At 70.6% G+C, this 24,109-nt stretch carries 22 protein-coding genes and 1 pseudogene; 16 read left to right on the forward strand and 7 right to left on the reverse strand.

The annotated features are described in order from the left end of the window. Positions 1-302 precede the first annotated feature (302 nt). The 10 genes from flhD to KBC94_RS10445 all read left to right on the forward strand — a co-directional run bounded on the left by flhD (position 303) and on the right by KBC94_RS10445 (position 14,108). A complete protein-coding gene (gene flhD / locus KBC94_RS10400) occupies positions 303-635 on the forward strand; it encodes a flagellar transcriptional regulator FlhD (RefSeq protein ID WP_017760131.1) in 333 nt (110 codons plus the stop codon). 27 nt (positions 636-662) lie between these two features. Next, positions 663-1,214 (forward strand): flagellar transcriptional regulator FlhC, encoded by a 552-nt coding sequence (gene flhC, locus KBC94_RS10405; RefSeq protein WP_294369639.1) that lies wholly within the window; start codon positions 663-665, stop codon positions 1,212-1,214. Between the two features lie 121 nt (positions 1,215-1,335). After that, positions 1,336-2,199, forward strand: coding sequence for a flagellar motor stator protein MotA (motA, locus tag KBC94_RS10410; RefSeq protein ID WP_234192326.1), 864 nt, complete (start codon positions 1,336-1,338; stop codon positions 2,197-2,199). Positions 2,200-2,246: 47 nt separating this feature from the next. Next, entirely contained in the window at positions 2,247-3,242 is a 996-nt protein-coding gene (gene motB, locus KBC94_RS10415) for a flagellar motor protein MotB (protein WP_294369643.1), read from the forward strand. Positions 3,243-3,372: 130 nt separating this feature from the next. Beyond that, positions 3,373-5,823: an HAD family hydrolase gene (locus KBC94_RS10420; RefSeq protein WP_294369646.1), complete on the forward strand. Its 2,451-nt coding sequence runs from the start codon at positions 3,373-3,375 to the stop codon at positions 5,821-5,823. Then, on the forward strand, positions 5,820-8,420 hold the full coding sequence (locus tag KBC94_RS10425) for a methyltransferase domain-containing protein (protein WP_294369651.1): 2,601 nt from the start codon (positions 5,820-5,822) through the stop codon (positions 8,418-8,420). The genes KBC94_RS10420 and KBC94_RS10425 overlap by 4 nt, the downstream gene beginning before the upstream one ends. 88 nt (positions 8,421-8,508) lie before the next feature. Next, entirely contained in the window at positions 8,509-9,675 is a 1,167-nt protein-coding gene (locus KBC94_RS10430; RefSeq protein WP_294369654.1) for an EscU/YscU/HrcU family type III secretion system export apparatus switch protein, read from the forward strand. After that, the gene (gene flhA / locus KBC94_RS10435; RefSeq protein WP_294369656.1) at positions 9,672-11,765 is read left to right on the forward strand and encodes a flagellar biosynthesis protein FlhA; all 2,094 of its coding nucleotides are present in this window, start codon (positions 9,672-9,674) and stop codon (positions 11,763-11,765) included. The genes KBC94_RS10430 and flhA overlap by 4 nt, the downstream gene beginning before the upstream one ends. A gap of 61 nt (positions 11,766-11,826) precedes the next feature. After that, the gene (gene flhF / locus KBC94_RS10440) at positions 11,827-13,341 is read left to right on the forward strand and encodes a flagellar biosynthesis protein FlhF (RefSeq protein WP_294369657.1); all 1,515 of its coding nucleotides are present in this window, start codon (positions 11,827-11,829) and stop codon (positions 13,339-13,341) included. A 47-nt stretch (positions 13,342-13,388) separates the two neighbouring features. Next, positions 13,389-14,108: an RNA polymerase sigma factor FliA gene (locus KBC94_RS10445; RefSeq protein ID WP_294369901.1), complete on the forward strand. Its 720-nt coding sequence runs from the start codon at positions 13,389-13,391 to the stop codon at positions 14,106-14,108. A 34-nt stretch (positions 14,109-14,142) separates the two neighbouring features. Here KBC94_RS10445 and KBC94_RS10450 read toward each other — a convergent pair whose 3' ends face one another. The 4 genes and pseudogenes from KBC94_RS10450 to KBC94_RS10465 all read right to left on the reverse strand — a co-directional run. Further along, on the reverse strand, positions 14,143-15,351 hold the full coding sequence (locus KBC94_RS10450) for an NADH:flavin oxidoreductase/NADH oxidase (RefSeq protein ID WP_294369659.1): 1,209 nt from the start codon (positions 15,349-15,351) through the stop codon (positions 14,143-14,145). Further along, complete coding sequence (locus tag KBC94_RS10455) at positions 15,348-16,307, reverse strand: MBL fold metallo-hydrolase (RefSeq protein ID WP_294369661.1); 960 nt, start codon at positions 16,305-16,307, stop codon at positions 15,348-15,350. Before KBC94_RS10455 ends, KBC94_RS10450 begins: the two co-directional genes overlap by 4 nt. 40 nt (positions 16,308-16,347) lie before the next feature. Next, a complete protein-coding gene (locus KBC94_RS10460; RefSeq protein ID WP_234192335.1) occupies positions 16,348-17,058 on the reverse strand; it encodes an ABC transporter ATP-binding protein in 711 nt (236 codons plus the stop codon). A gap of 102 nt (positions 17,059-17,160) precedes the next feature. Beyond that, positions 17,161-17,418, reverse strand: a pseudogene (locus KBC94_RS10465) (FAD-dependent oxidoreductase); the annotation flags it as partial. A gap of 139 nt (positions 17,419-17,557) precedes the next feature. Between KBC94_RS10465 and KBC94_RS10470 the strand changes: the two are divergent. Continuing rightward, on the forward strand, positions 17,558-18,379 hold the full coding sequence (locus KBC94_RS10470; RefSeq protein ID WP_234192340.1) for an IclR family transcriptional regulator: 822 nt from the start codon (positions 17,558-17,560) through the stop codon (positions 18,377-18,379). Between the two features lie 80 nt (positions 18,380-18,459). Here KBC94_RS10470 and KBC94_RS10475 read toward each other — a convergent pair whose 3' ends face one another. The 3 genes from KBC94_RS10475 to flgA form a co-directional block, all read right to left on the reverse strand. Further along, positions 18,460-18,861, reverse strand: coding sequence for a hypothetical protein (locus KBC94_RS10475; RefSeq protein WP_234192341.1), 402 nt, complete (start codon positions 18,859-18,861; stop codon positions 18,460-18,462). 5 nt (positions 18,862-18,866) lie between these two features. Further along, positions 18,867-19,166 carry a flagellar biosynthesis anti-sigma factor FlgM gene (gene flgM, locus KBC94_RS10480; RefSeq protein WP_294369665.1) on the reverse strand — a complete coding sequence of 100 codons (300 nt, stop codon included), beginning with the start codon at positions 19,164-19,166 and terminating at the stop codon, positions 18,867-18,869. A gap of 141 nt (positions 19,167-19,307) precedes the next feature. Then, on the reverse strand, positions 19,308-20,084 hold the full coding sequence (gene flgA, locus KBC94_RS10485) for a flagellar basal body P-ring formation chaperone FlgA (protein WP_234192343.1): 777 nt from the start codon (positions 20,082-20,084) through the stop codon (positions 19,308-19,310). Between the two features lie 291 nt (positions 20,085-20,375). Between flgA and flgB the strand changes: the two genes are divergently transcribed. From flgB to flgF, 5 genes are all read left to right on the forward strand, one after another. Further along, positions 20,376-20,813 carry a flagellar basal body rod protein FlgB gene (gene flgB, locus KBC94_RS10490; protein WP_294369669.1) on the forward strand — a complete coding sequence of 146 codons (438 nt, stop codon included), beginning with the start codon at positions 20,376-20,378 and terminating at the stop codon, positions 20,811-20,813. 160 nt (positions 20,814-20,973) lie between these two features. Beyond that, positions 20,974-21,414: a flagellar basal body rod protein FlgC gene (flgC, locus tag KBC94_RS10495; RefSeq protein ID WP_294369671.1), complete on the forward strand. Its 441-nt coding sequence runs from the start codon at positions 20,974-20,976 to the stop codon at positions 21,412-21,414. Positions 21,415-21,454: 40 nt separating this feature from the next. After that, positions 21,455-22,120, forward strand: coding sequence for a flagellar hook capping FlgD N-terminal domain-containing protein (locus KBC94_RS10500; protein WP_294369674.1), 666 nt, complete (start codon positions 21,455-21,457; stop codon positions 22,118-22,120). Between the two features lie 14 nt (positions 22,121-22,134). Further along, positions 22,135-23,334, forward strand: a complete 1,200-nt coding sequence (flgE, locus tag KBC94_RS10505) for a flagellar hook protein FlgE (protein ID WP_294369677.1) — start codon at positions 22,135-22,137, stop codon at positions 23,332-23,334. A gap of 22 nt (positions 23,335-23,356) precedes the next feature. After that, positions 23,357-24,091: a flagellar basal-body rod protein FlgF gene (gene flgF / locus KBC94_RS10510; RefSeq protein ID WP_294369680.1), complete on the forward strand. Its 735-nt coding sequence runs from the start codon at positions 23,357-23,359 to the stop codon at positions 24,089-24,091. Positions 24,092-24,109 lie beyond the last annotated feature (18 nt).

Below are 24,109 nucleotides of genomic sequence, written 5' to 3' on the forward strand. Positions count from 1 at the left end.
TTGCCCGCGACAGCTGTAACTCGCTAGAACTTTCGCGGACTCGACGCCAAAACCCCACAGTGTCCTTGACAGCGCCATCCATCGCGGGAACGCTGACACCCGGTGTGACAAAGTTAATGCGTAGGCACTAGATGCACCGGATTGCTGGCACCAAGTCTTGGAATGAATACTTTCCGTGTAACCAAAAATCTCGCGAAGTTGTAGCTTGGATGACACCAAGTACCGCCTGCTTCGCATTAAGTTTTTTGTTACCAATCTCACAATTACTTCCATCGACTGACACAGTTCCTTGGGGGCCCACCATGACCAGCGACCAGATCCTTTCCGAGATCAAGGAAGCCAACCTCACCTACCTGATGCTGGCCCAGAGCCTCATCCGCGAGGACCGCGCGCAGGCGCTCTACCGCCTTGGCATCTCCGGCGAATCGGCCGACCTGATCGCGGCGCTGTCGCCGGCCCAGCTGATGAAGATCGCGTCGGGCAACATGCTGCTGTGCACCTTCCGCGCGGACGACGACATGGTCTGGAGCCTGCTGACCAACCACAACGTCGGCCACCGCACCATCAACGAGGCCACGGCCCGGCTGCATGCCAACATCGTCATGTCCAGCCGCATCGCGGAGCAGGGTCTCTGAACCTGTCACCTCGTGGATAGCAAGAAGATGCCTACCCCCAAGAGCGTGCTCGACGAGTCGCGCCAGATCGACCGGGCCGTCAGCCTGATCGAGATGGGCGCCCGGCTGCAGGTGCTCGAAAGCGAAACCGATCTGTCCTACGAGCGCCTGCTGCGCCTGTACAAGGAAGTGGCCGGCCGCTCGCCGTCCAAGGGGCAGTTGCCCTTCTCGACGGACTGGTTCCTCACCTGGCAGCCGAACATCCACGCCTCGCTGTTCCAGAACATCCACGCCTACCTCAGCCGCTCCAGCGCCGACCTGGAGAACGTCGACGTGATGATCAAGGCCTATGGCCTCTATTCCGAGCAGGTCGGTGCGCAGGGCCTGGAGCCGCTGCTGACCATCACCCGCGCGTGGCGCTTGGTGCGCTTCGTCAAGAACAACATGCTCAAGATGGTGCCCTGCACGCGCTGCGGCGGCCACTTCGTCGCCGATGCCTACGAGAACCCCCGCCACTTCGTGTGCGGCCTGTGCGAGCCGCCGGCTCGGGCGGGCAAGGGGGCGGGTGCAGGTTCGGCCAATGGTGTGCATCTTCAGTGAATTGAACCCCAGGCACCCTGCCTCCGAACTGTCGATATGGGCCCGTGATCGGGCCCTTTTTGCGGGACCGGTTCAGCCCGCCGTCAGGCCCAATAGCACCACCTGATCTTCGATCTCCACCATGTTCGTCATCCTCGGTTACCTGGTCGCCCTGGGCTGCATCTTCGGCGGCTTCATCGCGCACGGCGGCAACATCGGCGTGGTGCTGCATGCCCTGCCCAACGAGATCCTGGTGATCGGCGGCGGCGCCATCGGCGCCTTCGTGGTCAACAACCAGCCCAAGGTGCTCAAGGCCACGATGAAGGCCCTGCCCGCCTCGCTCAAGGGCTCCAAGTACACCAAGGCGCGGTACATGGAGCTGATGGCGCTGCTCTACGACATCCTCCAGAAGGCCCGCAAGGACGGGCTGATGTCCATCGAGAAGGACGTGGAGTCGCCGGCCGAGTCGCCCATCTTCCAGGCCTATCCCAAGGTGGGCAGCGACCACCACGTGGTGGAGTTCACCACCGACTACCTGCGCATGATGGTCTCGGGCAACCTCAACGCGCACGAGATCGAGTCCCTGATGGACAGCGAGATCGAGACCCACCACCAGGAGGCCCATGGCCCCGTGGCCGCCCTCACCCGCCTGGCCGGCGGCCTGCCGGCCTTCGGCATCGTGGCCGCCGTGCTGGGCGTGGTGAACACCATGGGCTCAGTGGGCCAGCCCCCGGCCGTGCTCGGCGCCATGATCGGCTCGGCGCTGGTGGGCACCTTCCTGGGCATCCTGCTGGCCTACGGCGTGGTGGAGCCGCTCGCGGGCCTGCTGGAGCAGAAGGCCGAGGACGCGGGCAAGGAGCTGCAGTGCATCAAGACCACGCTGCTGGCCAGCATGCAGGGCTACAACCCGACGACGGCCATCGAGTTCGGCCGCAAGGTGCTGTTCTCCACGGAGCGGCCGACCTTCAGCGAGCTGGAAAACCACGTCAAGAAGAAGCCAGCTTGAGGCCCCTGAACGCCGCGCCGCCCCGTCACTGAATCACGAACGCAACCATGGCCACCGGCTCGTCGGGGCGCAAGCTCCAGCCCATCATCGTCAAGCGCGTCAAGAAGACGGTGCATGCGAGCCATGGCGGCGCCTGGAAGATCGCATACGCCGACTTCGTGACGGCCATGATGGCCTTCTTCCTGCTGATGTGGCTGCTGGGCTCGACCACCAAGGGCGACCTGCAGGGCATCGCCAACTACTTCAACTCGCCGCTCAAGGTGGAAATGGCAGGTGGACCGGGCACCGGCAGCAGCTCCAGCATCGTGACCGGCGGCGGCAACGACCTCACCCGCACCACCGGCGAGATGCGCCGCAGCACCGAGGTGGGCAAGGACCCGACCCGCTCGCACACGGCCGAGGCCCGCGCCCAGGCCGCGCGCGAGGACGCACGCAAGCTCGAAGCCCTGCGCGGCCGCATCGAGGTGCTGATCACCAGCGACGTGAAGCTGCGCGAGTTCCGCTCGCAGATCCGCCTGGAGACCACGCCCGACGGCCTGGAGATCCAGATCGTCGATGCCCAGCAGCGGCCGATGTTCGACACCGGCAGCGCGCTGGTGAAGCCCTACATGCGCGACATCCTGGGCGCCATCGGCGGCTCGCTCAAGGGCATCGACAACAAGGTGAGCCTGGCCGGCCACACCGATTCCACCCCCTACGGCAACGGCGAGCGCGGCTACAGCAACTGGGAGCTGTCGGCCGACCGCGCCAACGCCTCGCGCCGCGAACTGGTGGCCGCCGGCATGCCCGAGGACAAGCTGATCCGCGTGGTGGGCCTGGCCGCCAGCGACCCGCTGGACAAGAACGACCGCACCGCCGCCATCAACCGGCGCATCAGCATCACCGTGCTCACCCGCGAGGCCGAGGCCCGCATGGACGGGCGCCGGAGCATGGAGGCCGGCGACGCCGTGAAGGCGCTGCAGGAGCAGGCGGCTGCCGCGCCCGCCACGACCGTCAGCGCGCCGGCTGCGCCCCGCCAGAACGTGGCGGACGCCAAGCCCTGAGCCTGCACACGCACGGGCCAGGCGGCCCGCCGAAGGCGAGAACAGCCGCCCCCCGCCGCCGCATATCGGGCCTTCGACGCACGGGTGCCGCCCCTACAGTGGCAATGCCCCGATTGCGTCGAAAGCGACCATGCCTCCTTCCACTCTCCGGCCCGCCGAGTTGCCCGAACTGCCGGCACTGCTGCCCCTCGGCGTGCGCACGCTGTCGCTGGACTGCTTCGACACGCTGCTGTGGCGCCGCGTGGCGCAGCCCATCGATGTGTTCTATGCCCTGCAGCAGCGGCCTGCCGCCGTGGCGCTGGGCCTGACGGCCGCGTGGCGAGCCGCCAGCGAGACCCAGGCCCGGCGCCGCAAGGAGCTGCGCAGCGGCCTGCCCGAGGTGACGCTCGACGAGATCTACCGGCAGGCCCTGCCCCATGCCACGGCCGCGCAGCGACAGGCGCTGTGCGACGCCGAGTTCGACTGCGAGGCCGAAGCGGGCTTCATCCATCCATGCACGCTCGCGCTGATCCGCCAGGCCAAGGCCCGCGGCCTGCGCGTCATCGTCGTGAGCGACACCTACTGGACCGCCGCCGAGCTGCGCCGCCTGCTGTGTCGGGTGATGGACGACCCCGACTGCGCGGGCATCGACGCCATCCACTGCTCCAGCGAACTGGGCCGCGGCAAGAGCGCCGGCGGCTGGAAGGAGGTGCTGCGGCGCGAAGGCGGCAACGCCGCCCATCTCTTCCATGTGGGCGACCATCCGGTGGCCGATGCCGAGGCCGCACGCCAGGCCGGCATCGGCGCGGCCCAGTTGCTGCCGCTCGACGAGACCACCACGGCCCAGGCGGGCGACCGCCTGCAGGCCGCGCTGCAGCTGATGCCGCAGCTGCGTGCGGAACGCCCCGTGCCCAGCCTCTTCCACGGCGTCCTCTCGCTGGGGGACGAGCAGGCGGCCACGGTGGCCGATCGCATCGGCCATGGCGCCGTCGGACCGATCCTCGCGGCCTTCGCCGAATTCATTCTCCAGCAGCAACAGGCCCTGGCCGCACGCGGGCCGCGGGTGCGCACGGCCTTCCTGATGCGCGACGGGCACCTGCCGCAGCGGGCCTGCGAGGCCCTGGCGCCGGGCGTGCTGGACGCCAGCGCGCTGCACATCTCGCGCTTCGCGGCCATCGCCGCCTCGCTGCGCACGCAGGACGACGTGCTGGGCGTGCTGGCCGGTTCGCTCAGCGTGCACACGCTGGACATCCTCGCGCGCCAGCTGCTGCTGCCGCCCGACATGGCGCGCCAGCTGGTGGCCCAGGCCAGGCGGCAGCCAGACCCGGCCCGCGCCTTCGCCAATGCCGTGCAGCAGCCGGCCGTGTTGCGCACCATCTTTGCGCAATCGCAGACCTACGGCCGCCGGCTCGTCGCCCATGTCCGCAGCCGCACCGGCGTGCAACCGGGCGAGCGGCTGATGCTGGTGGACCTGGGCTATGCGGGCACGGTGCAGACCGCGCTGGCGCCCGTGCTGAAGGAAGCCCTGGGCGTGGAGCTCTTCGGTGCCTACCTGCTCGCACGCAATGCCACGCTGCATGGATCGGACCGCCGCGCCCTCATCGATGCGCACTGGGCGGACGAACGGCTGGTGGTCGCGCTCACCACGTTCATCGGCATCTTCGAGAAGATCTGCGCCCTGGCGGCCCCCAGCACGGAGGACTACGACGACGACGGCACGCCGCGGGCGGCGGCCGGGGCGCGCCCGCGGGTGGCATCGCCGCAGGTCGAGGCGATGCAGGCGGCCTGCCTGCGCTTCGTCGCACAGTGGCGCGATTGGCCTGCCGCCTGCCGCGGCCCGGCGGACCTGGTGGAGCTGGGCATCAATGCCGCAGCCGACCTGGGGCGGCTCGTCTACTTTCCCTCGCCCGAAGAGACCGAATGCCTGGCCGGCCTGCAGTTCGACATGAACCTCGGCTCGTCGCTCGCCCATCCGGTGATCGACCTGGCGGCGGCAGCGCAGGAGTTCCGCCGGGAGGGCTTCGCCATGCTGACGCACGACTTCCGCGATCTCCGCGTGGGGCATCCCGCCGAATTGCGGCACCTGGATGCGGGACTGTCCAACCTGCTGCTCGACGCCGTGCGCTTCGGCTTTGCGCTGGACGCCGGCCGCGGGGGCCAGCGTCGGCAGCAACTGGCCGTCCTGCTGGCCAACCGCACGCAGCATGCCCTGCAGGAGGTGACCGCCATCGCCACCCATGACGGCTACCACCAGCTGGTGCTGCCCCTCAGTGCCAGCTTCGACATGAGCGTGCTCTGGGGCCGCCATCTGCGCTGCATCCAGCTCGACGCCATCCAGCGCCTGACCCTCGGCACCCTGCAGGATGCGCCGGTCGACCTGCAGCTGGGCCGCGATGTGCTGCTGGACCAGGCCGCCTTCGACGACGACGGCCTGCTGCGCCTGGAACCGGGCGGAATGATGTACGTCCCCGCCGCCCGCGCCCCCGTGGTCCCGGGCACCGTGCTGCGCATCGTCTACCGACCCCTCGTCGAGCGCGGCACCGTGCCGGCCGCCCATCCCTCCCCCGCGGCCGATGCCGCGGCACCGGAGCTCGTTTCGTGAACGCCCCGCTCGCCGCCTTGCCCGCGCCCTTGTTCGCCCGGCGCGCCGCGCAGCTCTGCCTGGGCCCGACCGCGCCGCTGTGCCTCGGCAGCTCGGCCGAACTGCTCGCCGAGCTGCTGGGCCCTGCCGATGCCGGCGCCCCGCGGCTCGTGGGCGCCGACGCTGCGATGGACGTGCAGGCAATGCGCAGTGCACTGGGTGAATGGCCGCGCGCGCGCGGCGCTAGCACCCCTGGCATCGCCTGGGCACTGCGCTGGGCGGACGCGGACGGCCCCGGCCTGCGGGCCCAGCTCGATGCACTGCGCGCCGCGGGCGCGCAGGATCTGCTGGCCCTCGTGGCCGAACCGCCCGCCGGACTGCCGGCCGCCGCCGCCCGCGCGCACATCGAGCGCCAGGCCTTCGCCGCGGGCTTCCGCAAGCATCCGGCCTACCACCTGTGCCTGCCCTACGAGGCACTGGACGCCGACGCGTGGCCGCTCGTCGTGCCGCTGCAGCGCATTCCCGATGCGGCCTTGGCGGCGTATCCGCAGGACGAGCTGCTGGCCGAGCGCGACCTGCACATGGACATGCTGCGCGAGACCGGCGAGCGCGCGGACGCCCACCTCATCCGTTACCAGTGGGCCGCCAGCCTGGCCCGCGCCGGCGACCGCGTGCTCGACGCCGCCTGCGGCCTGGGCTATGGCAGCTACATCCTGGCGCGGCACAGCACCTGCGCCAGCGTCACCGGCATCGACGGCAGCGCCTATGCCATCGACTATGCGCGGCAGAACTTCGCCACGCAGGACGAGCGCCTAGCCTTCCACGCCGGCTACCTGCCGCGCGACCTGGCGCAACTGCCCGACGCCAGCTTCGAGCTCATCGTGTCCTTCGAGACCCTGGAGCATGTGGAGGAGCCGCAGCAGACGCTGGCCGCCTTCGAGCGCCTGCTGGCGCCGGGCGGCCGCATCGTGGTCAGCGTGCCCAACGACTGGAGCGACGAGACCGGCGAAGACCCCAACCCGCACCACCTGCATGTCTACACCCTCGACCGGCTGCGGCGCGAGTTCTCGACGCATTTCGTGCGCGACCGGCTGGTGCAGCAGATCGCCAGCGGCTGCAAGTCCGGCCTCGGCGGGGGCCAGTGGCTGCGCATGCCCCGCACCTGGCGCGAACTGCCGGCCGAGACGCGCATGCCACCCGACAGCGAGTGGTGGATCATGGGTGGCCACAAGCCGGCACTGCAGCCGGCGGTCGACCTGTCGCACATCAGCTATGCCACGGCCCAGCGTCCCTGGCGGCGCGTGGCCGGCGCGGCCCAGGCCCCCATCGCCCGCGGCCTGGTGCTGGCCATGCACTGCGTGCCTGCCAGCGTGGACCCGCGCGTCGAAGCCTTCTGGCTGGCGCTGGCAGAGCAGTTGGCCAGCCAGGGCCTGCGCCTCGTGCTCCTGGCCACCACGGCCATCGAGACGCCGGGGCTGGACGCCCTGCCCATCCCCTTCGCGCTCACCGACTTCGCCCGCTGGCGCGGCCAGCCCTCTCAGGGCATCGCCATCGAAGAGCAGGACATCCTCGACACCGTGGCCTGGTACCGCTGCAGCTATGCCGGGGCCGAAGACGCGCAGCGCGTGGCCCATGAGTTCCTGGGCGATGTGCTGGACCAGCTGCGGCCCTGCGCCGTGCTGGGCTGGCAGAGCCTGAACCCGGTGACGCGCCGCCTGCGCCACCTGAGCCGTGCGCGCGACATCCCCTTCTGGTCGGTGGAGCGCGGCTGGCTCAAGTACACGCTCATGGTCGACACGGGCGAGAACAACGGCCTGAGCGAGCAGACCACCAGCCTGGCGCTGGGCCATGCCGCCGCCACCTGCGCCGAAGCACCAGCCCAAGTGGCCGCACTGGTCGAGCGCACGCGGGCCATCGACTCGCCCGACCGCTACGACGCGCCCGCCGAACTCGACCGGGCGGCCGCAAGAAGCGCCTGGGGCATCGGCGACGAGGACTGGGTGCTCGCCTTCTTCACGCACGGAGAGCCCAGCCTGCACGGCCGTGACCAGGACTGCCTGGCCGACCTGCACGACTGCAGCCACGCCAGGCTGCAGGCACGCGTGGACGCCCTGTGCGAACGCGTGATGGCCGACGGTCACTGGCTGCTGGTGCAGGAGCATCCCTTCAACCTCGCCGCCGGACGCGTGCTGGCCTTGCCGGCCCATCCGCGCATCCTGCGCGTGCAGCAGAGCACGGCCACCGTCTTCGGGGCGGCCGACGCCCTGCTCTTCACGCTCAGCACGCTGCAGTTCGACGCCGTCTTCACCGGCAAGCCCGTCGGCCTGCTGGCGCGCAGCCTGCTCGCCCCGGTGGAGGGCATGCCCTGGATGCGCGAGGCCGCACAGGCCCAGGACTTCCTGGGCCTGCTGCGCGACACCGCGGCCTGGCCGGCCACGCAACAGCGGCTGCTGCAGCGCCTGGCGCACTGGCAGGCGCAGGCGCTGCTCGATCTCCATGGCGACGCGCTGGCACCCGCGGCCGGCCGCCTTGCGGCGCACCTGTCGCAGTTCGAACGGCCGCTGGACGGCGGCTTCGACCAGCGCGTGGACCGGCTGCTCCAGCGCTGGGGCGGCTGAATAAGGGGCACGGGCCGCCCCTTATCCGGCTTTTGAAACATCACCCGCTGCCGAGAATGCCCCGAACCGCCCACCGCCGTTCGCGCCCATGTCATCCAGCAGCCAGGACAAGAAGCTCCCCGCCACGCAGCGGCGCCTGGACCAGGCCCGCCGCGACGGGCAGGTGCCCCGCTCGCGCGACCTGACCCACCTGGCCGTGGTGGGCACCGGCGCGGTGGCGCTGCTGCTGCTGGCCCCCACCGCCTTCGGTGCGCTGCGCGACGCGCTGGCCGCGGCCCTGCATTTCAATGCCGCCGATGCCATGCGCCCCGCCGCCATGGGCGAGCGGCTGACGCAGCTGGGCCTGCTCGGCATCGCGGCCTGCGTGGGCTTTGCCGCCATCGTCATCGCGGCCTCGGTGATCGCCACGCTGGCCACCGGCGGCTGGGTGATGAGCGCCAAGGCCATCACGCCGGACCTCGATCGGCTCAACCCCTTCTCCGGCCTCGGCCGCCTCTTCAGCAAGCAGCAGGCGAGCACCGTGCTCAAGCTGGTGCTGCTGTCGGCCATCCTGGCCTGCGTGGGCTTCGTGTACGTGCGCGGGTCCATGGACGCGCTGGCGCGCATGGTGCTGATGCCCGCCCCCGGTGCCCTGCCCTACTTCGCCGACTGGCTGGTGCAGGGCACCGCGCTGGCGATGCTGGTGCTGGTGGCCGCCGCCGTCGCCGACGTGCCGCTGCAGGGCTGGCTGCACCGCTCACGCCTGCGCATGTCGCACGAGGAGGTGAAGCAGGAGCACAAGGAGACCGACGGCAACCCGCACGTCAAGGGCCAGCAGCGCAAGGCCGCGCGCGCGATCCTGCAGCGCGCCAGCATCACGGCGGTGCCGCGCGCCGACTTCGTGGTGATGAACCCGACCCACTTCGCCGTGGCCTTGCGCTACGACGAGACCAACATGGCCGCGCCGCACGTGATCTCCAAGGGCTCAGACCTGCTGGCCATGAAGATCCGCGACATCGCCAAGTCGCACGACATCCCGGTCATCCAGTCGCCGATGCTGGCCCGCGCGCTGTATGCCCATGCCGAGATCGACCAGCCCATCCCCAGCCAGCTCTTCACCGCCGTGGCGCAGATCCTCGCCTATGTGTACCGCCTGAAGGCCGCCATCGCCGGCCGTGGCGCCTGGCCGCAGACCGTGCCCGAACCGGTGGTGCCGGCCGAGCTCGATCCGCTCAACGACCCCAAGGCCCTGGCCGACCTGGAGGATGAGGCATGAACGCCCTCCAGCGCACCATGCAGGGCCTGTTCGGCGACGGCCCCGACTCCGCCGGCCTGCAGCGACTGGCCGCGCCGCTGCTGGTCATCGCCATCCTGGCGCTGATGGTGCTGCCCATTCCGGCGTGGATGCTGGACGGCTTCTTCACCCTCAACATCGCCGCCGCCCTGATGGTGATGATGGTGGCGGCCTATATGACGAAGCCGCTGGACTTCGCCGCCTTCCCCACGGTGCTGCTGCTGACCACGCTGATGCGCCTGTCGCTCAACGTGGCTTCCACCCGCGTGGTACTGCTCGAAGGCCACACCGGCCCGGGCGCGGCCGGCGCGGTGATCGAGGCCTTCGGCCACTTCCTGATCGGCGGCAACTTCGCGGTCGGCCTGATCGTGTTCGCCATCCTGGTGGTCATCAACTTCGTGGTGGTGACCAAGGGCGCGGAACGGATCGCCGAGGTGTCGGCCCGCTTCACGCTCGACGCCATGCCCGGCAAGCAGATGGCGGTGGATGCCGACCTCAATGCCGGCACGATCAACGAGAAGGAGGCCCGCCGCCGCCGCGCCGAAGTGGCGGAAGAGGCCAACTTCTTCGGCGCCATGGACGGCGCCTCCAAGTTCGTGCGCGGCGACGCGATGGCCGGCATCCTGATCCTGGTCATCAGCGTCGTGGGCGGCTTCACCGTCGGCGTGCTTCAGCACGGCATGCCGGCCGGCGAGGCGGCCAACAGCTATGTGCTGCTGGCCGTGGGCGACGCGCTGGTGGCGCAGATCCCGGGGCTCCTGATCTCGGTGGCCGCGGCCATGGTGGTCTCGCGCGTGGGCAAGGAAGACGACGTGGGCCGGCAGATCGTGCAGCAGGTCTTCACCTCGCCGCGCGCGCTGGGCCTGACGGCCGCCATCCTGCTGCTGCTGGGCAGCGTGCCCGGCATGCCGCATGTGGTGTTCCTGAGCATGGCCGCGCTGCTGGGCTGGGGCGCATGGACGATGGCGCGCCGCCGCCGCATCGAGGCCGAGACGCCCAAGCCCAGCGAGCCACCGCCCGAGGCCGACGCCACCTGGGCCGACCTGCAGCCGGTGTCGCTGCTGGGCCTGGAGCTGGGCTACCGCCTGATCACGCTGGTCGACAAGAACCGCCAGGGCGACCTGCTCACCCGCATCAAGGGCGTGCGCCGCAAGTTCGCGCAGGAGGTGGGCTTCCTGCCGCCGGCCGTGCATGTGCGTGACAACCTGGAGCTCAAGCCCAGCGCCTACCGCGTGACGCTGCGCGGCGTGGTGGTGGCCGAGGGCGAGGCCTTCCCGGGCATGTTCCTGGCCATCAACCCCGGCGGCATCGGCACGCCGTTGATCGGCACCGCCACCACCGACCCGGCCTTCGGCCTGCCGGCCACCTGGATCGAGGCCCGCTATCGCGACAGCGCACAAATGGCGGGTTTCACGGTCGTTGATCCAGAGACCGTGATGGCCACCCATCTGTCACATTTGATGCAGACCCAGGCAGGACGCCTGCTCAGCCGATCCGAAACACAGCAACTCGTGGAACACGTCAGCCAGTACAGCCCCAAGCTGATCGAGGAAGTGGTGCCCAAGCTCATCCCGATCGCCACCTTCCAGAAGGTGCTCCAGCTGCTGCTGGAGGAAGGCGTGCACATCCGCGACATCCGCACCATCGTCGAGACCCTGGCCGAGCATGCGGCCGTGGTGACCGATGCCGTGGAGCTGGCCCGCCGCGTGCGCGTGGCACTGGCACCGGCCATCGTGCAGCAGATCTACGGCCCGGTGAAGGAGCTGGACGTGATCGCCATCGAGCCCGGCTTCGAGCGCCTGCTGATGCAGGCCCTGGGCAACGCACAGGGCCCGGCACTGGACCCCGGCGTGGCCGACACCTTCACCCGCAGCGCGGCCGACATCGCCAACCGGCAGGAAGAGCGCGGCGTGCCCGCCTGCCTGCTGGTGCCCGACGCCATCCGCGGCGCCATCGCCCGCCTGGTACGCCGCACGGCGCCTCGGCTGGCGGTGCTCTCGCACAGCGAGATCCCCGAGACCCACACCATCCGCATCGGGCCCATCCTGCGCGGTGGCGGCGCGGCCGCCTGACGCGCGCCGTGCCCCCCGCATCGCCCCCATCGTCCGCCTTCAGCCGCTGCCCGCCTGAATCATGAACATCCAACGCTTTCTGGCCCCGACCGCACGCGAAGCCATGGCCATGGCCCGGGCTGCCTTCGGCGACGACGCGCTCATCCTGTCGAACAAGCAGACCGAGCAGGGCGTGGAGGTGATGGCCGCGTCCGAGGAGTCTCTGGCCGGCCTCCAGGAGGCCGCCTCCGCGCGTCCTGCGGCGGCGTCCGCGCCGGCCGCCCCGGTGACGCCTGCTGCAGCGGCCGTCGTGCCCCCACGCACGCCCAACCTCGCGGAGACCTCGGTCGAGGAAGACGCCAACCGCCTGGCGATGAGCACCCTCTCCTTCCAGGACTTCGTGCGCGAACGCATGCTGCGCAAGCAACTGGGCGACGCGGCCGCATCGACTGCCGCCGCCCTGCCCGCCGGCCCGGCCGCGGTGGCCGCGCCCAGCCAGGCCGCCGTCGCGCGTGGGGCAGCTCCCGTGGCCGCGATGCCCTGGAACCCCGCCGCCGCACAGCGACCCGCGCCGCTGACCGGCATGCCCTTGTCCGCGCAGCGCCCGGCTGTTGCTGCCGCCGCCGAACCCGCGCCGGCCGGGGCGATGGTTCCCGCCCAGGCCCTCTCCGAGGTGATGGCCGAACTGCGCGCCCTGCGCCAGATGGTCGAGACCCGCTTCGAGGCGCTCTCCTGGCTGGGCCGCGCGCGCCAGGACCCGGCGCTGGCCGATCTGATGCTGCGCCTGGTGCGCGCGGGCTTCTCGGCACCGCTGGTGCGCGCCGTGCTGCAACCCATTGCTGCCGGCACCGACGCCGCCGCGGCCGAGGCCCATGTGCTGGCCACCTTCACGCGCCTGCTGGCCATCGACGAGCAGGCCGTGCCGCTGGAGGACGAAGGCGGCATCCTGGCGCTGGTGGGCGCGACCGGCGTGGGCAAGACCACCGCCATCGCCAAGCTCGCCACACTGTGCGCGCGCAACCATGGCGCCGCCAGCGTGGGCCTGATCACGCTCGACACCCAGCGCGCTGGCGCCCATGAGCAACTGCGCGCCTTCGGCCGCAGCATCGACGTGGTGGCCCACCAGGCCCATGACACCGCCGCGCTGCAGGAGCTGCTCGCCCTGCTGGCGCACAAGCGGCTGGTGCTGATCGACACCGCGGGCCATGCCTCGCACGATCCGCGCCGCCAGCAGCAGATGGCGCAACTGGACCTGCCCGGCGTGAAGCCGCTGGTCGTGCTCAACGCCGGCGCCCAGGGCGACGCACTGGACGAAGTGGCCCAGGCCTTCCGCGAAGATGGCGCGCGCCACGCGCTGCTCACCAAGGTCGACGAGGCGGTCAAGCTCGGCCCCGCGCTGGACGTGCTGATGCGCCATGGCCTGCAGTTGCGCGGCCTGGGCTGCGGCCAGGTGGTGCCGGACGACTGGCGCATGCCGCGCACGGCCGAACTGCTGCGCGAGACCTTCAACGCCCCGTTGCGTGGGGCCTTCGAGCCCCGCTGCGTGGACGACCTCGACCTTCTGCTTTCCCCGGCACAATGCAGCACTCGGCGCTGAACCACGGGGACAGACCCGCCATGCTCGCCGCCGCCGCTCTCCAGAAGATGTACACCGCCAAGGGCCGCCTCGACCGCGACGCATTGATCCGCCAGTATGTGCCGCTGGTGCAGCGCCTCGCCCACCACATGGTGGCCAAGCTGCCGCCCAACGTCGAGGTGGACGACCTGATCCAGGTCGGCATGATCGGGCTGGTCGACGCCCTCTCGCGCTTCGACGCCACGCAGGGCGTGCAGTTCGAGACCTTCGCCACGCAGCGCATCCGCGGCGCCATGCTCGACGAACTGCGCGACGGCGACTGGATGTCGCGCGGCTCCCGCAAGAGCCAGAAACAGATCGAGCAGGCCGTGGTGCGGCTGGAGCACAAGCTGGGCCGCGCCCCGCACGAATCCGAGATCGCCGCCGAGCTGAACATGCCGCTGGCCGAATACCAGTCGCTGCTGGGCCGCGTGCGCGGCACCCAGCTGCTGTACCTGGAGGACATGGGCGGCGAGGGCCGCGACGACGAGGAGGCCTTCCTCGAACGCCATGTGGCCGACAACGAGGCCGACCCCATGAGCGTGCTCAAGGACCAGCGCCTGCGCAGCGCGCTGGTCGCGGCCATCGAGTCGCTGCCCGAGCGCGAGCGCTACATCATGGGCATGTACTACGAGCACGACATGAACCTCAAGGAGATCGCGGCCGTGCTCAGCATCACCGAATCACGGGTGTGCCAGCTGCACAGCCAGGCCGTGGCGCGGCTGCGCGCCAAGATGCGCGGGCACTGACGACGCGAGCGCCTGAAGAGCGCCGCGTGGCCTCTCAGCCAGCGTGCTGAGATCCGGCAGCTTCCTCGGATCGCGCGCGCGCCAACGCTGGCGCGCGCTTGGCCAACCAGACGCCGTGCCGCACCGGCCAGCGCCGGAACTGCGGATCGGCCCCCAGGGCCTGGGCCGCGTGGTGGGCCCAGTACGGGTCCCACAGCGCCTCGCGGCCGAGCGCGACCAGGTCGGCCTGGCCGTCGCGCAGCACCGCCTCCGCCTGCTGTGCGTCCACGATCATGCCCACGGCCTGCGTCCTCACACCGGCAGCCTCGCGGATGCGTGCGGCGAAGGGCACCTGGAAGCCCAGCCCACGCGGCACGGGCAGCGCCTTCGTCTCTTCGGTGAGGCCACCCGAGGAGCAGTCGATCACGTCCACGCCACGCTCGGCCAGGGCGCGGGCGAGCAGGACCGAGTCCTCCAGCCCCCAGCCACCCACGCTGCCATCGACCGCCGACAGGCGGCAGAACAGCGGCTTGGCGGCGGGCCACACGGCGCGCACCCGCGCGGCGATGTCCAGGGCCAGCTTCATGCGCCCCTGCAGGCCGCCGCCCCAGGCGTCCTGCCGCTGGTTGGCGTGGGGCGAGAGGAAGGCGGCGACCAGGTAGCCATGGCCGAAGTGCAGTTCCACCACGTCGAAGCCCGCGCGGTCGGCGCGCACGGCGGCCTGCACGAAGGCCTCGACCACCGCCTCGATCTGTGCCTCGTCCATGGCCTCGGGCGCCGACCAGCCCGGTCCCGCCGGCAAGGCGCTCGGGCCCAGACGGGTCCAGGGCAGACGGTCGGCCTGCATCTGCGCATCGCCGAGCGCGGCGCCACCCTCCCACAGCGGCTGGCTGCCGGCCTTGCGGCCGGCATGGGCCAGCTGCACGCCGATGGCTGCGCCGTTGTCGTGCACGAAATCCACCACGGCCTGGAGGGGCGCGATCTGGCTGTCGGACCACAGCCCCAGGTCGGCCGTGCCGATGCGCCCGCGCGGGTCCACCGCCGTGCTCTCGGTCAGGATGAGGCCGGCACCGCCCAGCGCGAACTTGCCCAGGTGCACCAGATGCCAGGCCCCGGCCTGCCCGTCCTGGGCGGCGTGCTGGCACATGGGCGAGATCACCACCCGGTTGGCCAGGGTGAGGCCGCGCAGCTGGAGGGGCTGAAAGAGCCGAGGCCCCGACGCGTCCGGCGTCCCGGCACCAGCGTCCATGGTGGCGCCGGTCAACCTTCCAGCGCCTTCCACATCTCGAGGTCGCGCTCGGCGGTCCAGATGCGCGGGTCGGCGTACTGCGTGGCCTCGTCGTAGCAGCGGGTCACGTCGAAGGGCATGCAGTGGTCGAAGATCACCCAGTGCCCGTACTTGGGCTTGAGCGCGGCATAGGTGGCGCGGTAGACGGCATTCAGGTCCTGCCCCGCCGCCACGCCGGCCTGCACGCTGGCGTACACGTCGGCGATGAACTGCCGCGTCTCGGCCAGGCCCTGGGCCACTTCCTGCGGCGTGGTGAGCGCGGCGCCACGGCCCGGCACCAGCACCTGGGGCTTCAGTGCCTCCACGCGGCGCAGGGTCTCGGGCCAGTCCTTGAAATAGGCGTCGCCCGCATAGGGCGTGGCGCCGAACTCGACCAGGTCGCCCGACAGCAGCGCCCCCTCGCTCGGCAGCCAGGCGACGGTGTCGCCCTTGGTGTGGCCGCGGCCCAGCTGCAGCAGTTGCACCTCCAGCTTGCCCAGCCACAGGGTCATGCGGCCGGTGAAGGTCATCGTGGGCCAGGTCAGGCCGGGCGGCACGGTCTCGACGTTGCTGAACAGGCGAGGGAAGCGGCCGATCTCGCTGGCCTTGTCGGCCTCGCCGCGTTCGACGATGAGGTCGTAGGTGTCCTGGCTGGCGATGATCTGCTCGGCCCCGTAGGCACTGGCGCCCAGCACACGCACCGCGTGGTAGTGGGTGAGCAGCACGTAGCGGATGGGCTTGTCGGTGACCTCGCGGATGCGACGGATCACGTCCTGCGCCATCGCGGGCGTGGCCTGGGTGTCGGCCACCAGCACGGCGTCGTCGCCGATGATCACGCCGGTGTTGGGGTCGCCCTCGGCGGTGTAGGCCCAGGCATGTTCGGAGATCTGGGTGAAGCTGATCTTCTTTTCTTCCAGGTCGGCCTGGCTGGCGAATGTCTTGGTGGCGGTCATGGGGGTCCTTGGATGAAGGGGAATGGGACGGGGCGGAAGGTCAGTGCGCGCCCAGGTAGGCGGCCCGCACCTTGGCGTCGCCCAGCAGCGCGCGGCCAGCGCCTTCGAGCGTGATGCGGCCGGTTTCCAGCACGTAGGCGCGGTCAGCCACGCCCAGCGCCTGCCGCGCCATCTGCTCGACCAGCAGGATGGTCAGGCCCGAGCGGCGCAGTTGCCGGATGGCCTCGAAGATGTCCTTGATGATCAGCGGCGCCAGGCCGAGCGAGGGCTCGTCCAGCAGCAGCAGGCGCGGCTCGCTCATCAGTGCGCGGGAGATGGCCAGCATCTGCTGCTCGCCGCCGGACAGCGTGCCCGACAGCTGGTGCTGCCGCTCGGCCAGCCGCGGAAAGCGCTGGAACTCGCGGGCGATGGCAGCCTCGACGGACACCGGGTCCTTGCGACGGCCATAGGCGCCCAGCATCAGGTTCTCGCGCACCGTCTGGTCGGCGAACACGCCCCGGCCTTCGGGCGACATGGCCACGCCCATGGCCACGCGCCGGTGCGGCGGCACGCGGGCCAGGTCCTCGCCGTCGAGCAGGATTCGACCGCCGGCCACAGGCTCCAGGCCGCAGATGCTCTTGAGCAGCGTGCTCTTGCCCGCGCCGTTGGCACCGATGATGGCCACGACCTCGCCGGCGCGTACCTCCATGCTGACGCCCTTGACGGCCTCGATGGCGCCGTAGGACACCTGGACGGATTCGATCTTCAACATGGCGGGCTCCTCAGGCGGCGCAGCGTTCCGGCGCGGGGACGGGCTCCGGCTGCGCCTCGGGTTCCGGTTCATCGGTGCCGAGGTAGGCCTCGCGCGGGCCGCGTCGAAATGGGTGGTCGCCTCGTGCTGCAGGTAGGTCCGTGCGGCGCCGGGCGGTTCGTGGATGCCCTGCTCCGTGGCCAGCCGGGTGCCGGGAATCCACAGCCAGCCTCCCGACCGTGCCGTGGTGCCGCCATACAGCGGGGCCTTGTCCACCACCAGCACCTTGAGCCCCTGGTGCGCCGCCGTCACTGCGGCGGACATGCCGGACGCACCGGTGCCGACCACCAGTACGTCGTAGATCTCTTGTCCTTCAGTCATTCGCCATGTCTCCTCGGCCCACACGGTTCAGGAGGAACGTGTTGCCGTGTCGTTAGTATTTAGCTAACGCATCTTTCTCAATCTAATCGTTTACCCTGGGAGAATGGGTTTGATAAGATCGAAGCGTTAGGAGACATCCATGGGCCTTTCGGACAACGACCCGGGCGAATCGAACGCGGAAAAGGAACGGCGAGGCATCCAGTCGGTGGAGGCCGGCGGCCAGCTGTTGCTGGCGCTGGGCGCACATGGCCGGCCCATGCCGCTGCGCGAACTGGCCAAGGCGGCCGACATGGCGCCGGGCAAGGCGCACCCCTACCTCGTGAGCTTCTCCAAGCTGGGGCTGGTGACGCAGGAGGCCTCCACCGGCCATTACTGGCTGGGGCCCACGGCCATGCAGCTGGGCCTGGTGACGCTGCGCATGCTCAATCCGGTGCGCGAGGCGGTGCCCTTCGCCGAAGACCTGGCCCGCGAGACGGGGCACAGCGTGGCGCTGTCGGTATGGGGCAACCAGGGGCCCACCATCGTTTTCCTGTTCGACGCCATCTACCCGCTGCACACCAACATCCGCACCGGCACGGTGATGTCGCTGGCCTCCACGGCCACCGGCCGGCTGTTCGCGGCCTACCTGCCGGCGCGGCTGATCGAGGAATCGCTGCTGGAGGATGCGCGCCGCCTGGGCCCGGACATCGCCCAGCCCGCCGAACCCGACAACCTGCAGGCCCTGCTGCAGGAGGTGCGCGAGCACGGCGTCTCCCGCGCCGTCAACAACCCCACGCCGGGGGTGTGCTCTTTCGCGGCGCCGGTGTTCGACTATTCGGGCAACATCGTCCTGGGCATCACGCTGATGGGGCGCTCGCGCTCCTTCGACACCGACTGGAACGGCACCCAGGCCAAGGCTGCCAAGGCCTGCGGGGCCGCGGTGTCACGGCGGCTGGGCCACCAGTCGCTGCGGCCGACCTGAACCGGACGCCCATGAAAAAGCCCCGCGCCATCCGGCCGGGGCTTTTTCATGGGGCGCGCCGGACGGGCGCGCGGACCGGCTCAGTGCATGCCGGCCGAGGCACCGCGCGCCGCGGCGCCGAACATGGCGCGCTGGCCCAGGCCGGCGCCGTAGGTGGGCATGTCCTGTGTGCCCAGCAGGGCCGACAGGCTGCGCTCCACGGCGGCGGCGCGGCGGGCGATGCCGGCACGCATCACGCGCAGCCGCTGGGCGACGCCTTCGATGCGGTCGCGGAAGTCGGCGTCGAACACCTCGGCCGACAGCGCCGACTCCAGCACGTTGCTGAAACCGCTGGCAACCTGGCGCATGCCGTTGCAGGCGGCCTCCAGCGCCGGGGCGTCGCCTTCGAGCAGGCGGGCATCCACGGCGTCGAGCTGGCGCTCGACTTCCTGCAACAGCTCTTCGGTGGACTCGCGGGTGTCGATCATCAGGGGGGCATGCATGGCGTTCAACCTCTTGTGCGGCTCAGCATTTCCTGAGCGTTGGCGAGCATCTTGTCGGCCACGGCGCCGGCATCGACGGTGAAAGTGCCGTTGGCGATGGCTTCGCGCATCGAGGCGACCTTGGCCTCGTCGATGCCCGAGCCCGAACCGGTGCGGCCGAGCGACTGCACCGTGGACGACACGTCGACCGACACCCCGGCCTCGGCCCGGGCGCCACCCGACTCCGCCGCGGTGGTGGCGGCGCGGTCCGACCGCACCGCACCGGTGGCGATCAGGCCGACTTCATTGCTTGCACCGACTTTCATGACTGGACTCCATGCGCCCTTGGAAGGGCATCGTCACTGTTTTTCGGCGGCCTCCCGGGGAACTTGAGGACTTTTTTTCGACTTTCTTCGATCGCCCGCGTCCGCAGATGTCCACGACGCGCGCGTTCGTGAAGCGCATTCCTAGAGCGCCATGCGCACCGTCCCGGCGTCGACCACCTGTCCGGTGGCGATGCGTCCGTTGGGCATGCGCACGCGCACCGCCTCGCCCACCCCGCCCGCACTGAGGGCCTGGCCCTCGGTGCTGACCTCGAAGCCGCGCCCACCCGCCAGGATGCGGACCGAGGCGCCCGCCTGCAGCACCTGCTGCGTGCGCACCATGGCCTGGCGGATCGGCTGGCCGGCCGCCAGCGCCCGGGTGGCGACGCGCCCCACCCACTGGGCCGGATCGGCCACCACCGGCGACGCATCCGCGGCCCAGTCGGCCTCGGCCTGCACGGCGTCGCCCGCCTGCAGCACCGCCCCCGGCGCCACGCCGTCGCGCAGCACCCAGGCCGGGCCGATGGCCTTGACCGTCACGGGCAGGAAGACGTTCCAGCGCACGGCGCCGTCCACGCAGCGCAGGCCGAGCCGGCTGCGGCCCCACAGGCGCTGGCCGGGTGGCAGGTAGGGCTCGACGCTGGCGCAGGGCGCCAGGCGCAGCCGGCTGTCCAGCGTGCCAACGCTCACCTCCATGCGCAGGGGCGCCATGTCGGTGCCGGCGGCGCCGCGGCCCTGGGCCACGGCATCGTCCACCCAGTGCTGGGCGGCGGCCACGAAATCGGCGCCCATCTCGCCGCCGATGCCCGGCAGCGTACCGGCGCCGCCGGGGGTCTGGGCGAGCGCCGGAGCCAGGGCGGCCAGGGCGAGACCCAGGGCGGCGGCCAGGTTCTTCAGGAAGCAGCGGTGCGAGCGGGACATGGCAGGACGGCGGCAAGGGTCGGCCGGGGCCGGGGGCAAGAAAGGCGCCGACCGGGTGCACGGGCACCGGCGGCATGGCGCCATGGCTAGGCGCGCAGGCCGGCCATTGGCGGGATGCGATGCACTGTAGACAGGGGCCCGCCGTGCCAAAGCCGGAAACAGCCCGGAAAAGCCGCCTTTGTTCCCGCCATTCGCCCCGGGGCCTCCCGCCCACAATTTCCGCACGGTGGCGTCCGTCCCTTCACGGGGTGGCACACCGCCCTCCTCCCTTCGCCACACCAAGGATCACGCATGCTGGACAAGCTGACGCAGTCGATGGACTTCCAGGGCCAGGCACTGATGCTGCGCGCCGAGCGCCAGCGCGTGATCGCCGGGAACATCGCCAATGCCGACACGCCCGGCTACGCCGCGCGCGAGCTGGACTTTGCCGCCGCGCTGTCCGAGGCCACCGCCGGCGACCGCAGCGGCGCCGCGGGCAGCCCGGCGCAGGCGACCGCGGCCGACGATGGCCGCAGCGACGGCCGGCACTTCCGGCTGGCGCCGCGCACCAGCGATGCCGGCGGCAGCCTGGCCTACACCGCCCAGGTGCAGCCCGCCATGGACGGCAACAGCGTGGACTTGGACCGCGAGCGCGCCGCCTTCGCCGACAACGCCGTGCGCTACGAGGCCACGCTGCGCTTCCTCAATGGCCAGGGCAAGACGCTTCTGTCCGCCATCCAGGGGCAATGACATGGAACACCCCCAATCTGCGCGCTTCGCGCTCCGCCGACCCCCTCGAAGGGGCGCGCCCGGCGGCCCGGCAAAGCCGGTTCCGCGGGCGCTCTGGCATGGCCTGCTCCGCGGCCGCTCGATCCACCCGACAGACCACGAAAGATAGGGCGCGGCCGCCATGTCCATGTTCTCCATCTTCGGCATCTCCGGCAGCGCGGTGAGCGCGCAGTCGCAGCGCCTGAACGTCGTGGCCAGCAACCTGGCCAATGCGGACGCCACGGCCGGGCCGGACGGCAAGGCCTACAAGGCGCGGCAGGTGGTCTTCCAGACCGTGGACCTGGGCGATGCCGGCGCCGAGGGCGACCCCACGACCGCGGGCAAGAGCTATTCGGCCGGCGTGCGCGTCGACGTCGTCACCGAACGGCAGGACCCGGGCCGGCGCGTGCACGAGCCCGGCAACCCGCTGGCCGACGCCGACGGCTATGTCACCTATTCCAACGTCAACGCGGTGGAGGAGATGGTCAACATGATCTCGGCCTCGCGCTCCTACCAGAACAACGTCGAAGTGATGAACACGGCCAAGAGCCTGCTGCTCAAGACGCTGCAACTGGGCCAGTGACCCGCATCCCCGACATCGCCACCGCCGCAGGAACCTCCGCATGAGCACCGTCACCGGCACCACCGCCAGCAACAGCACCACCGGCAGCACGGGCGGCGCCTCGTCGCTCGCCTCCACCTCGGCCGCGGACCTGCAGGACCGCTTCCTGAAGCTGCTGGTCGCCCAGCTGAGCAACCAGGACCCGATGAACCCGATGGACAACGCACAGCTGACCTCGCAGATCGCGCAGATCAACACCGTCACCGGCATCGAGAAGCTCAACAGCACCGTCAGCGGCCTGGCCACCCAGGCCTCGACCACGCAGACCCTGCAGGCCGCCGCCGTGGTGGGCAAGAACGTGCTCACCGAAGGCAAGACGCTGGCCTACAGCAGCGACGGCAAGACGGCCATGGGCGCCGTCGTGCTGGACGCGGCCGCCACCGAGGTCACGGTCAAGGTCACCAACGCCGCCGGCCAGGTGATCGATACCAAGTCGCTGGGCGCGCTGCCGGCCGGCGAGCACGACATCACGCTCGACGCCTCGGGCTATCCCAGCGACCAGGAGCTGAGCTTCAGCGTCACCGCCACCAACAAGGGCGATGCCGTGGGCAGCACCACGCTGATGTACGACAGCGTGACCTCGGTGAGCACCACCAGCGACGGGCTGACGCTCAACCTCAGCCGCAACGGCAGCAAGCCGTATTCCGCCATCTACTCGATTCTCTGACCCAGGAGCCTTCCATGAGCTTTCAGCAGGCCATCGCCGGACTCAACGCCGCCAGCCGCAGCCTCGACGTGATCGGGCACAACATCGCCAATGCCGGCACCACCGGCATGAAGTCCTCCCGGGTCGAGTTCGCCGAGGTGTATGCGGCCGCCGCGGCCGGCACCAACAGCGTGACCGGCGGCATGGGCGTGATGGTGGGCAACGTGTCCCAGCAGTTCACGCAGGGCAACATCAACGCCACCAACAACGCGCTCGACCTGGCCATCAACGGCAACGGCTTCTTCGAGGTGACGATGCCCGACGGCAGCGCCGCCTACACCCGCGCGGGCAACTTCAAGAAGGACGCCTCCGGCACCATCGTGACGGCCACCGGCGCCAAGCTGATGGGCTATCCGACGGATGCCAAGGGCAACCGCACCAGCTCCACCCTCCAGACGCTGGTGGTGCCCACCGGCACCGTGCCGGCCAAGCGCACCTCGGCCGTCAGCGCCGACATCACGCTGGACGCATCGGCCGCCGTGTCCACCAGCACCGCCGACCTGTCCAAGTACAGCACCTCGATGACCGCCTACGACGCCCAGGGCCTCAAGGTGGAGGTGGGCATGTATTTCCAGAAGACGGCGAACAACACCTGGAACGTCTACACCAGCGTCAACGGCAGCACGCCGTCGGCCTCCACCCCCTTCCAGATCGGCTTCGACGCCTCGGGCAACCTGACCAGCGGCGGCACGCAAACGCTCACGCTGTCGTCGCCCAACGATCCCACGCAGACCTTCACCGCCTCGCTGGACCTGAGCAAGCTCAAGCAGGTCAGCTCCAGCTTCACGGTCAACGACCTGACGCAGGACGGCTACACCGCCGGCCAGCTCACCAGCCTGACCATCGACGACACCGGCACGCTGATGGCGACCTATTCCAACAACCAGACGCAGGCGGCCGGCCAGGTCGCACTGGCGGACTTCCGCAATCCGCAGGGCCTGGGCATCACCGATTCCGGCTACTGGTTCGAGACCACCGCCTCGGGTCAGCCGCTGCTGGGCGCGCCGGGCGAAGGCGTGTTCGGCTCGATCCAGAGCAAGGCGCTGGAAGACTCCAACGTCGACCTGACCGCCGCGCTGGTCGACATGATGACCACGCAGCGCGCCTACCAGGCCAATGCCCAGACGATCAAGACGCAGGACCAGGTCCTGCAGACGCTGGTCAACCTCCGCTGATCGACGGACGGGCTGAGCACGCATGGACCGCCTGATCTACACCGCGATGACCGGCGCCAGCGCCGCGGCGCAGCGCCAGTCCGTGCTCGCGAACAACCTGGCCAATGCCTCGACGCCGGGCTTTCGCGCCGAACTGGCCAACTTCCGCGCGGTGCCGCTGCGCGGCGACGGCGCCACCACGCGCGTGTTCGCCATGGAGACCACCACCGGCTACGACAGCCGCCCCGGCGCGCTGCAGCGCACCGGCCGCGACCTGGATATGACGGCCCAGGGCAACGCCTGGTTCGCCGTGCAGGGCCTGGACGGCACTGAGGCCTACACCCGCAGCGGTGCCTTCCAGATCTCGCCCGAAGGCGCGCTGACCACGAGCAGCGGGCTGCTGGTGCTCTCGGACGGTGGCTCGCCCATCGACGTGCCGGCCGGCGCCAACCTCACCGTAGGCGCCGACGGCACGATCAGCGCGCAGCAGACCGGCCAGCCGGCCGCGGTGCTGGGCCGCATCAAGCTCGCCACGTCCGAGACGCCGCTCACCCGCGGCACCGACGGCCTGTTCCGCCCCGGCGAGGGCGATGTGCTGCCCGCCGATGCCAATGCGCGCCTGGAGACCGGCGCGCTCGAAGGCTCGAACGTGAACCCGGTCGAGACCATGGTCGGCATGATCGCCGCCGCCCGCCAGTTCGAGCAACAGATGCGCCTGCTGCAGACCACCGAAACCGCCGACAAGTCCGCCGCCCAGCTGCTGAGCGTGCAGGGCTGATTCCACTTCACACCGCAG

This window comes from Pseudacidovorax sp., assembly GCF_017991995.1.
GTDB lineage: Bacteria > Pseudomonadota > Gammaproteobacteria > Burkholderiales > Burkholderiaceae_C > Xenophilus.

Excerpts from the sequence above, each read along its gene's own strand:
- flhD (WP_017760131.1), top strand. The coding sequence starts at position 303 with ATGACCAGCGACCAGATCCTTTCCGAGATCAAGGAAGCCAACCTCACC.
- flhC (WP_294369639.1), top strand. The coding sequence starts at position 663 with ATGCCTACCCCCAAGAGCGTGCTCGACGAGTCGCGCCAGATCGACCGG.
- motA (WP_234192326.1), top strand. The coding sequence starts at position 1,336 with ATGTTCGTCATCCTCGGTTACCTGGTCGCCCTGGGCTGCATCTTCGGC.
- motB (WP_294369643.1), top strand. The coding sequence starts at position 2,247 with ATGGCCACCGGCTCGTCGGGGCGCAAGCTCCAGCCCATCATCGTCAAG.
- KBC94_RS10420 (WP_294369646.1), top strand. The coding sequence starts at position 3,373 with ATGCCTCCTTCCACTCTCCGGCCCGCCGAGTTGCCCGAACTGCCGGCA.
- KBC94_RS10430 (WP_294369654.1), top strand. The coding sequence starts at position 8,509 with ATGTCATCCAGCAGCCAGGACAAGAAGCTCCCCGCCACGCAGCGGCGC.
- flhA (WP_294369656.1), top strand. The coding sequence starts at position 9,672 with ATGAACGCCCTCCAGCGCACCATGCAGGGCCTGTTCGGCGACGGCCCC.
- flhF (WP_294369657.1), top strand. The coding sequence starts at position 11,827 with ATGAACATCCAACGCTTTCTGGCCCCGACCGCACGCGAAGCCATGGCC.
- KBC94_RS10445 (WP_294369901.1), top strand. The coding sequence starts at position 13,389 with ATGTACACCGCCAAGGGCCGCCTCGACCGCGACGCATTGATCCGCCAG.
- KBC94_RS10455 (WP_294369661.1), bottom strand. The coding sequence starts at position 16,307 with ATGACCGCCACCAAGACATTCGCCAGCCAGGCCGACCTGGAAGAAAAG.
- KBC94_RS10460 (WP_234192335.1), bottom strand. The coding sequence starts at position 17,058 with ATGTTGAAGATCGAATCCGTCCAGGTGTCCTACGGCGCCATCGAGGCC.
- KBC94_RS10470 (WP_234192340.1), top strand. The coding sequence starts at position 17,558 with ATGGGCCTTTCGGACAACGACCCGGGCGAATCGAACGCGGAAAAGGAA.
- KBC94_RS10475 (WP_234192341.1), bottom strand. The coding sequence starts at position 18,861 with ATGCATGCCCCCCTGATGATCGACACCCGCGAGTCCACCGAAGAGCTG.
- flgM (WP_294369665.1), bottom strand. The coding sequence starts at position 19,166 with ATGAAAGTCGGTGCAAGCAATGAAGTCGGCCTGATCGCCACCGGTGCG.
- flgA (WP_234192343.1), bottom strand. The coding sequence starts at position 20,084 with ATGTCCCGCTCGCACCGCTGCTTCCTGAAGAACCTGGCCGCCGCCCTG.
- flgB (WP_294369669.1), top strand. The coding sequence starts at position 20,376 with ATGCTGGACAAGCTGACGCAGTCGATGGACTTCCAGGGCCAGGCACTG.
- flgC (WP_294369671.1), top strand. The coding sequence starts at position 20,974 with ATGTCCATGTTCTCCATCTTCGGCATCTCCGGCAGCGCGGTGAGCGCG.
- KBC94_RS10500 (WP_294369674.1), top strand. The coding sequence starts at position 21,455 with ATGAGCACCGTCACCGGCACCACCGCCAGCAACAGCACCACCGGCAGC.
- flgE (WP_294369677.1), top strand. The coding sequence starts at position 22,135 with ATGAGCTTTCAGCAGGCCATCGCCGGACTCAACGCCGCCAGCCGCAGC.
- flgF (WP_294369680.1), top strand. The coding sequence starts at position 23,357 with ATGGACCGCCTGATCTACACCGCGATGACCGGCGCCAGCGCCGCGGCG.